The 7,057-nt window shown below is 67.2% G+C and carries 15 protein-coding genes; all 15 read right to left on the minus strand.

From position 1 onward, the window contains the following. On the minus strand, positions 1-197 hold a 197-nt coding region (locus ACFWPK_RS34305), incomplete at its 3' end, for a hypothetical protein (RefSeq protein ID WP_378922994.1). Then, the gene (locus tag ACFWPK_RS34310) at positions 194-1,348 is read right to left on the minus strand and encodes a hypothetical protein (RefSeq protein ID WP_378922996.1); all 1,155 of its coding nucleotides are present in this window, start codon (positions 1,346-1,348) and stop codon (positions 194-196) included. The genes ACFWPK_RS34305 and ACFWPK_RS34310, both read right to left, overlap by 4 nt. Beyond that, the gene (locus ACFWPK_RS34315) at positions 1,276-1,998 is read right to left on the minus strand and encodes an HNH endonuclease (RefSeq protein ID WP_378922998.1); all 723 of its coding nucleotides are present in this window, start codon (positions 1,996-1,998) and stop codon (positions 1,276-1,278) included. Before ACFWPK_RS34315 ends, ACFWPK_RS34310 begins: the two co-directional genes overlap by 73 nt. Continuing rightward, entirely contained in the window at positions 1,998-2,402 is a 405-nt protein-coding gene (locus ACFWPK_RS34320; RefSeq protein WP_378923000.1) for a hypothetical protein, read from the minus strand. The genes ACFWPK_RS34315 and ACFWPK_RS34320 overlap by 1 nt, the downstream gene beginning before the upstream one ends. Continuing rightward, positions 2,399-2,812: a hypothetical protein gene (locus ACFWPK_RS34325; RefSeq protein ID WP_378923002.1), complete on the minus strand. Its 414-nt coding sequence runs from the start codon at positions 2,810-2,812 to the stop codon at positions 2,399-2,401. The genes ACFWPK_RS34320 and ACFWPK_RS34325 overlap by 4 nt, the downstream gene beginning before the upstream one ends. Further along, a complete protein-coding gene (locus tag ACFWPK_RS34330) occupies positions 2,809-3,699 on the minus strand; it encodes an ATP-binding protein (RefSeq protein ID WP_378923004.1) in 891 nt (296 codons plus the stop codon). Before ACFWPK_RS34330 ends, ACFWPK_RS34325 begins: the two co-directional genes overlap by 4 nt. A gap of 2 nt (positions 3,700-3,701) precedes the next feature. Continuing rightward, positions 3,702-4,241 (minus strand): hypothetical protein, encoded by a 540-nt coding sequence (locus ACFWPK_RS34335; protein WP_378923006.1) that lies wholly within the window; start codon positions 4,239-4,241, stop codon positions 3,702-3,704. Further along, complete coding sequence (locus tag ACFWPK_RS34340) at positions 4,231-4,416, minus strand: hypothetical protein (RefSeq protein WP_378923008.1); 186 nt, start codon at positions 4,414-4,416, stop codon at positions 4,231-4,233. The genes ACFWPK_RS34335 and ACFWPK_RS34340 overlap by 11 nt, the downstream gene beginning before the upstream one ends. After that, the gene (locus ACFWPK_RS34345; protein WP_378923010.1) at positions 4,413-4,589 is read right to left on the minus strand and encodes a hypothetical protein; all 177 of its coding nucleotides are present in this window, start codon (positions 4,587-4,589) and stop codon (positions 4,413-4,415) included. The genes ACFWPK_RS34340 and ACFWPK_RS34345 overlap by 4 nt, the downstream gene beginning before the upstream one ends. After that, the gene (locus tag ACFWPK_RS34350) at positions 4,586-5,248 is read right to left on the minus strand and encodes a WhiB family transcriptional regulator (protein WP_378923012.1); all 663 of its coding nucleotides are present in this window, start codon (positions 5,246-5,248) and stop codon (positions 4,586-4,588) included. The genes ACFWPK_RS34345 and ACFWPK_RS34350 overlap by 4 nt, the downstream gene beginning before the upstream one ends. Then, the gene (locus tag ACFWPK_RS34355; protein ID WP_378923015.1) at positions 5,245-5,547 is read right to left on the minus strand and encodes a hypothetical protein; all 303 of its coding nucleotides are present in this window, start codon (positions 5,545-5,547) and stop codon (positions 5,245-5,247) included. Before ACFWPK_RS34355 ends, ACFWPK_RS34350 begins: the two co-directional genes overlap by 4 nt. Beyond that, positions 5,544-5,819, minus strand: a complete 276-nt coding sequence (locus ACFWPK_RS34360; protein WP_378923017.1) for a hypothetical protein — start codon at positions 5,817-5,819, stop codon at positions 5,544-5,546. The genes ACFWPK_RS34355 and ACFWPK_RS34360 overlap by 4 nt, the downstream gene beginning before the upstream one ends. Continuing rightward, the gene (locus ACFWPK_RS34365) at positions 5,816-6,055 is read right to left on the minus strand and encodes a hypothetical protein (RefSeq protein ID WP_378923019.1); all 240 of its coding nucleotides are present in this window, start codon (positions 6,053-6,055) and stop codon (positions 5,816-5,818) included. Before ACFWPK_RS34365 ends, ACFWPK_RS34360 begins: the two co-directional genes overlap by 4 nt. Continuing rightward, the gene (locus tag ACFWPK_RS34370; protein ID WP_378923021.1) at positions 6,052-6,432 is read right to left on the minus strand and encodes a hypothetical protein; all 381 of its coding nucleotides are present in this window, start codon (positions 6,430-6,432) and stop codon (positions 6,052-6,054) included. Before ACFWPK_RS34370 ends, ACFWPK_RS34365 begins: the two co-directional genes overlap by 4 nt. Next, positions 6,429-6,938: a hypothetical protein gene (locus ACFWPK_RS34375; RefSeq protein WP_378923023.1), complete on the minus strand. Its 510-nt coding sequence runs from the start codon at positions 6,936-6,938 to the stop codon at positions 6,429-6,431. The genes ACFWPK_RS34370 and ACFWPK_RS34375 overlap by 4 nt, the downstream gene beginning before the upstream one ends. Between the last annotated feature and the right edge of the window lie 119 nt (positions 6,939-7,057).

Here is a 7,057-nt window from a genome sequence, read left to right on the forward strand (position 1 = left end):
GCTCGGATTGCTGCTGCCGCACGAGCACTGGGCTGGCGCTCGGCGAGGTCGTGGTTCACGGCGGAGTCGGCGGTGCGAGACCACCGGCAGGGGCAGGCGACGGCGACATCGGCGTCCGGAGCGGACAGCCAGCCGTTGCGGCAGTTGTTGGGGCACGGCTGCTTGTCGACGCGCTCACCGGTGCGGTCGTGGCTCATGAGACCGACCTCAGCGACGGGCCAGGCTGGTCGTCCCCCTCCGCCTTGCGCTCGGCGGCGATCTCCCGCCATGAGCGCCGTTCGCCGCGGTGGACGTGGTCGCAGACGGTCGTGGCGCGGTAGCCGTCGGGGTCGCACATGGTGCACTCGGCGATGGCACGGGCACGGAGTTCAGCCGCGGCATGGCGCTCCTCGACGCCCTGACGCAGGTTGTGCCGCTGTCGATCGCGGTCCCACTCGGCACGCTTCTTGCGGGCTACGCCGCAGGGACCGCATGGGGTGTCGGTCGGGGCGGCCAGGTGTGCCGGGCATCGCTCGGGCGGTGCGGCTTTCGCGGGCTGGGCGGCGATGTGGGCCACGATCGCGTCGCCGATCGCCTCGCACTCGCGGCAGCCGTCGACCCACCCGTCGGGGTGCTCGGGATGGAACTGGGAGGGGGTGGGGGTCGGTTCGTTTGCGGCCGCTCCCCTATCACCTACCGAACGATTCCCCCCTAGGTCGACCCCTATAAGGGATGGGCTTGGGATGGGGTTGAGCGAACTTCGCGGGGTGTTCGCATCGTGTTCGGTCTGATGTTCGTGCGAACTGGCGTCGTCCACCTGGGGCGATTCGGAAAATCCCTCTTCGGATGGTGCGCTCATGTCGTTCTCGGAAATAAATCGTTCGCTATGCAAACGGTCGTTTTTCTCTGAAAGAAATTCGGACATCGGGGGTTCGGTTACAACTTCGTTCGCGCGAACATCACGCGAACCACCCGACTTGTTCGCACGAACATTGCGCATCCGCTCGCGCGCCTCGTCCCGCTTCCGCTCAACGTCAGCCTTGGTGAACGGCTGCCGCTCCTCCCACTGATGGAACTGGTAGCCGCCATCGACCTTGTCCCACAGGCGAACCTGCACCAGCTTCTTCGCCTGGGCAGGGGTGCCCATCGACGCGATCATGTGGTTCGGGATGAACCCGTCGGTCAGCTCGCGCGAGGAATACGAACCGGCACGGGTCCACAGACCGACGGCCGCGTTGCCCGCGGCGACGATCTTCGAGTGGAAGGCAGCGTCGTCATCGACTCGGAACCAAGGCATCACGCACCCCCGGTCTTGTCGGCCCACAGATCCAGGTCGTCGACGCCGCGCCGGCGGTTGCACGTCGAGCACGCCGCGCGCAGGTTGGCCGCAGTGTCGTCGCCGCCCAGCGAGTACGGCCGGATGTGGTCGAGCTCCAACCAGATTCCGGCAGCCTCGTCCTCTGGCGCGCCAGTGGGCACCTGGACGAACTGATGGGAGCAGTACGCACAGGCCCACCCGTAGCGCACGTAGACGGCGTGCCGGGTCTCGTCGGCGATGTTCGGGCGATCCTTCGGGCGCTGCCCAGATTCCACCTTGCAGAGTCGCTCGGCAGCACGGTCTGCGTCGATGCGCGACAGTCGATACAGCACGTCGGCGACAGCGGTCCGGACGATCGGGGACTCGATCGATTCCGATTCAGCGATAGCGCGTCGAAGCCTGTTCGGGTTCTTCTCGACCCCGTTGAACTCCATGAAGCGAGGGACGAACAGCTCCTCCTCGCCCTCGTCGAGAACGATCCATCCGGCCAGCGCCAGGCACCGCAGATTGTCGAGCACACTGACCTTGTCCGCTCCCGCGGTTGCAATGGCGATCCTGCCCAGGAAAAGCGGCATCGCGCCCAGCGCGCCGAGCTCCGGGCGCAGGCACAGCGTGAAGAACGCTCCCTGGAGTGGTGCTGTCAGCGTGCGGAACCCGTCCTCGGTCCACAATCCACTGGGGAATTGAATATTTCCGGCCATCAGTTCGCCTCCTTCGGCGCGGGGTTGATCGAGCCGTCGTCACCGAGCAGGACGACGCCGTGGAGGCGTGAGCGGATAGGTATGCGCGGCAGATCCGCGGCCTTGGCCACCAGCCACCCGTCCACTTCGGCGGCAGTGCGCTGGTTCTCGATGTGGTCGTGGCACGAGCGGCACAGCGCGACGATCCCGGACGGTTGATTGAGGCGGGGGTCGCGGCTACCGCCCATCCCGCGGGGTCGTCGATGGTGCGGGTCACCACCGTTGCGGCCGAAGAACGGGACAGCACAGCGCTCGCAGCGACCCATGCAGCGGGTGCGGACGAGATCGAGTACGTCCTCGACGGGCCGGGTACGGCGAGGCTGCCTCGATCGGGGCGCGGGCTTCGGGCAGGGGCGGCCGATCACGACTCACCCTCTTCGCTGGGAAGCTCGATGCGAGCGGTGACGATCAGCTTCGTACCGATCGGGAAGTCACCAGCGATGGCCTTGAAGCCGGGACCGTGAAGAATCCCCGAGCCGACGCTCGTCTCGCTATCGCCGAGCCAGTACTGGCCGCTGAGATACTCCATCTCGTCCGGGCGCCGCCAGTTCGGCGCGTACTGGCTCCGCCCCGCTGTCATCGTCGCCGTGCGCTCAAGGTTGTCGGCGGCCAGCACTTCGTCCGGTCGGGTGTGCCGGTAGCAGCGCCACGGGCGCAACCGCTGGGCCTTGTAGTCGTCCGCGCGCTCCCGCTGTGTACCGGCGACGGTGTACGACTTCTCCGGGCATCCAGGTTCAGCGCAGGGAAAGCGGCTGACATACTCACGGCGACTCATGCGCCACCATCCGAGGCGGTCATCTTCACCGCGGTCGCGCGCTTGCGCAGGAAATCGCCCAGCACCGTGGGGTATCCGAGGTCATCGACCATCGGCGCTCCCTCGAGCTGATGGTCGACGACCTCCTCGAACAGCTCCTTCAATCCCTCGACCGTGTCGAGTTCCAGTGCGCGACCGCGGTACTCCGACACCGAGGGGACCTGCTTGCCTTCGGCGAGGAACGCAGCGACCGAGGCCGCCAACTCCATGCCCGGCTTCTCGAAGGTGAGACCGGTCTCCACGCCTTCGATGCGCGACTTCGACACCGTCAGGGTGTTGGTCAGGTCGAGGTCACCGATGAGGTCGAATTCGTATTCGATGCCCTCGCGCTGAACCGGTTTCGTGCCGACCCTGGTGGGCTCCTGCTTGCCGCGCTCGTTCTTCTCCAGCACGTACTCCTGCTTGGTGCGCAGGGTGATGATGACGTGGCCGGGGTAGGCGAGGATCGCGTCGATCATCCGCTGTTCCTCGGGGCGAACGACCTTCCAGCCCGAGGTGAACTTGTTTGCCCCGCCGCGCTTGTCGACCTGCTCGAGCATCCCGTCCTTGCCCTCCCAGTAGTGGGACAGCGAGTCGATGATCAGAGCATCGAACCCGCCGCCGGCGGCCTTGCCGAGGTGGTCGGTCAGCGACAGCGGCGAGTAGGAGGTGGGCTTGATGGTCTTGAACTGCCAGCCGTTGCGGCCCACATACAGCGACGCCTTGCCGCGCTCGGTGTCGATGACGGCGACCTTCTCCCCCAGCCCGAACGCCAGCATCAGCGCGGTGTAGGTCTTGCCCGCACCGGCCGGACCGGTCAGTGCGATGCGCGCCTTGGCGGCATCCTTGGTTGCGTCCTCGAAATCCATGCTCACGCCTCGATTCCGAGAAGCGGGACCGGCGAACCGGCCAGGAGCTGGCGCACCACGTACTCCGCGGCGATCTCCTTGCGGGCAGACACCACCCCGGGCGGCCGCCGCAGCGCCACGCCGGGGATCGGGCGGCCGTTGGCAGCCATCGCCTTAGCCTGGGTGTACAGGTGCGCCGGGATTTCGGTGACCGTGGTGAACAGGTCCTTGCGGCCGAGATCGTTGAGCAGGGCGAGGATCTCGCCCATGTCGCCGAGCTCGACGCGGGTGTCGAGCTTGTCCGGGTACTGGGTGCGGATCCACTCGTCGAGTGCGTCGCGGTCCACGATCTCCGCGACCGGCTTCGGGTCGGACTTGGTGACCCTGCCCAGCTTCACGTCCTCACCGGTCCGGGCCGGGATGGCCGCGCCCCTCGGCAGCTGCTCGGCCGCGATCGCCTTCGCGCGGGCGAACTCGTCCATCACCAGGTCGGCGAGAGTCTTGAGCAACACGATCTTGTACGCCAAGTCGGCGTCGGTGTACGCCTGGATCTCAGTGGACATGCGTCGTCTCCTGGGCTGCGTCGATGAGGGCCAGGCCGATGCTCGTGGCCATGTCGGGGGTGTAGGTGTTGTGGCTCAGCAGCTGCGAGGCGTGCAGGATTGCGACGGTGACCCCGCCATCAGGCTGCGAGTCCACCTCGGTGCTGCCGAAGCCGTGCGTGAACGTCTTCTTCACTGCCCCTCCTCGGCGGCACGGATTAGGGCTTCGCCGATAAGCACGGCGGTGGCCCGGTTGTAGGTGGTGCGGTGAACGCACAGCTCCCCGTCGTATCCCTCGATGGCGACGCGGCCGTCGGGCTCGTCGTCCACGCGGGTGAACGACCGGCCGTCCCAGAAGTCGGCGATCATGCGTGCACCGACGCCGTCTTGCGGGCGTCGCGACACCGCTTCGAGCAGTGCCCCCGAAGGCCCGACTTCGCGGATGCGGAGAGGATCGGCATCTCTTCCCCGCACGAAGGGCACATGCCCGGGACGCGCGCCGGCGGATCTCCAGCGACGGCCAACAGTTTCGCCGCGATGACGGCAGAAACGGTCGTGACTTTCCCTGACGCGACGCGGGTAGCGGTCGGCTTCGACACGTCGGCCGCGAGGTGGATGTCTTTCACGGTCCAGCCGCGGGCACGCAGATCGTTCATGTGCTGGCGCGCTGGCGTGGCATCGACCGACTCGTGTCGCGAGTGTGCGCGGCATGAACCGCACACGGTCAGCTTGATACGCGCCTGGATTTCAGATCCGCAGCTCGCGCACGTGGTTGTAACCAGCTCGGCGGGCTTCTTGCCCTCGAATGACTCGACGTACCGTCGCAGGCTGGTGCGCTGCGACGGCAGTGCGAACCCGCCGTGCACGCCATGTGTTGTGTGCCTACGGATCGCGGCGCTGGCACAGTCCTTGCGGACAGGGCAGTGCTGGGTGCAAAGCTCTTTCGCGTCGTTCGGGATGATGCCATTGGGCGGGAAGAACACGTTCGGGTCTTTGGTCGCGCAGGCCGCGCGATGCTCCCAGCTCATGCGGTCACCGGCCACAGGTCGGCGTCGATCGTGCGGTCGCGGGCCCGGTCCCACTCGGCGCCGGGATCGGCCTGGTCGACCGGCTCGTCGTCAGCCTGTTCCTCATCGTCATCGGCCGAGTAGTCGAGGGCAGCGAAGTAGGCGTGGAACTCCTCCATCGGCGCCCACGGCTTCGGCAGCTTGGCCTTCGCTGGGTTAGCGCGCAGGTCAGCGCGAACCAGCATCACGAACACCCAGATGACGGCGAGGAGGGTAGCGCCGACGATGGCGCACTGGATGAGGTGAGCAACTGTGTTCATCGGTGCATGCCCTTCTGGCTGGCGGCGGCAAGGCGTGCGTTGACGTCGACGACGGTCTTGTCGAACAACTTGTCGCGCAGCTCGTTGCGTTCTCGGCGGAAGGTGTCGCGTTCGGTGGTGAGCCGCTTGACCTTCCCGAGCAGGCGGGTGACACGCTGCGCGTCGGTGAGGTCACCGTCGAGGCACGCCGGGTGCGGCGGGATCTGCGCCTCGAGCTCCTCGATCCGGGCCAATAGCGTGGCGATCTCGGCGGGGTCGGCATCGGTGCTCAATTCGCCTCCTTAGCGACGGCGAGACGAGCGACCGCCTCCATGAGCAAGCTGGCGAGGGCGTTGGCGGTGTAGTCCTTGCGGCAGAACTCGGCGAGGATGAGCAGGTGCCGAGTTGAGTCGACGGAACCGCCGCATTTGCACCGGGCATGGGAGTCGATGAGGGCACCGACCAGCCCGTCCAGCTCGACGGCGAGGTTGGCGCGGGTCTGGTCGAAGACGGCGACGGGGTTGGTCATCGCGCACCGCCGGTGACCTGTGCGAAGTCGAGCTCGTGCATCGGGCGCCCGCCGTCGCACTCGATCAGATCCACTCGCTCGAGGTAGTGCCCGTCCTGGACGATGGCAGCTGTGCCGATGGCGATGGTCGGGTCCCGCCAGTCATCGACGATCTCGGCGTCGATCACGACCGGCAGGGTCAGGGTCGGAGCTTCGGTCGCGGCGAAGACCGCGGCCTGACGAGCGACGGCCGCGCGAAACCCAGCATCGACAGCGGCGTTGTCCCGCTCAGCGAAGACGCGGGCGCGCAGGTCGTAGGCACTGGGTCGCGCCGTGCCGAAGTCGTGGCGGGCGTGCCGACCGAAGGTGTTGCGGCGCAGGGCGGGAAGCAGTCTCATGCCTGCACCGCCGCGCCCGTAGCTTCGGCGCGCGCCGACCAGGTCATGCCGCAGTCAACGCACTGGCCGTACATGCTGTATGGGTGGTGGCATGTCGGCCGGGCGGTCGCCTGTTCTTTCTTGGCCTGTGCCAGCTCGAGCAGGCTTTCGAGCCGGGCGATGCGCTCGGCCATCGCGATCACGACCGTGTCGTGGTGCGCCCGGGTCACCGTCGACGCGGGCGCAGCCTCGACCACGGGACCGGTCGCGATGTGCAGGCGCTCGACGAAACGCAGCGCCAGCCGGGTCAGCGCCAAGAGATCGTGGTGGTCGGCCCGGGCCATGTGCTCGCCGAGCCAGTGCGAATCCTCGCGGAAGCCCTGGAAGTGCAGCGACACCCGGGCTTCGATCAGCGCCTCGACGACCATCGGCGGGGCGTCCTCGGACGGGTGGGCGGTCGCCACATCCACTTCGTGGGCAAGACGTTCGCCGATATCGGCACGAGACTTAGACTGCTGAGGCGTCATTGGTAGACTGCTCCTTGAGTAGATGTGATGCACGGCCGCCGGGTTGCCCCCCGGCGGCCGAACTCGTTTACGGGGTGGTTGAGTTGGAGGGCCCTGCCGAGGTGGTATCGGCAGGGCCA

Source organism: Nocardia sp. NPDC058519, assembly GCF_042719755.1.
Taxonomy (GTDB): Bacteria; Actinomycetota; Actinomycetes; order Mycobacteriales; family Mycobacteriaceae; genus Nocardia.

Coding starts and splice junctions, on each gene's coding strand:
- ACFWPK_RS34315 (WP_378922998.1), bottom strand. CDS start 1,998: ATGGCCGGAAATATTCAATTCCCCAGTGGATTGTGGACCGAGGACGGG.
- ACFWPK_RS34325 (WP_378923002.1), bottom strand. CDS start 2,812: ATGAGTCGCCGTGAGTATGTCAGCCGCTTTCCCTGCGCTGAACCTGGA.
- ACFWPK_RS34330 (WP_378923004.1), bottom strand. CDS start 3,699: ATGGATTTCGAGGACGCAACCAAGGATGCCGCCAAGGCGCGCATCGCA.
- ACFWPK_RS34335 (WP_378923006.1), bottom strand. CDS start 4,241: ATGTCCACTGAGATCCAGGCGTACACCGACGCCGACTTGGCGTACAAG.
- ACFWPK_RS34345 (WP_378923010.1), bottom strand. CDS start 4,589: ATGATCGCCGACTTCTGGGACGGCCGGTCGTTCACCCGCGTGGACGAC.
- ACFWPK_RS34350 (WP_378923012.1), bottom strand. CDS start 5,248: ATGAGCTGGGAGCATCGCGCGGCCTGCGCGACCAAAGACCCGAACGTG.
- ACFWPK_RS34355 (WP_378923015.1), bottom strand. CDS start 5,547: ATGAACACAGTTGCTCACCTCATCCAGTGCGCCATCGTCGGCGCTACC.
- ACFWPK_RS34365 (WP_378923019.1), bottom strand. CDS start 6,055: ATGACCAACCCCGTCGCCGTCTTCGACCAGACCCGCGCCAACCTCGCC.
- ACFWPK_RS34370 (WP_378923021.1), bottom strand. CDS start 6,432: ATGAGACTGCTTCCCGCCCTGCGCCGCAACACCTTCGGTCGGCACGCC.
- ACFWPK_RS34375 (WP_378923023.1), bottom strand. CDS start 6,938: ATGACGCCTCAGCAGTCTAAGTCTCGTGCCGATATCGGCGAACGTCTT.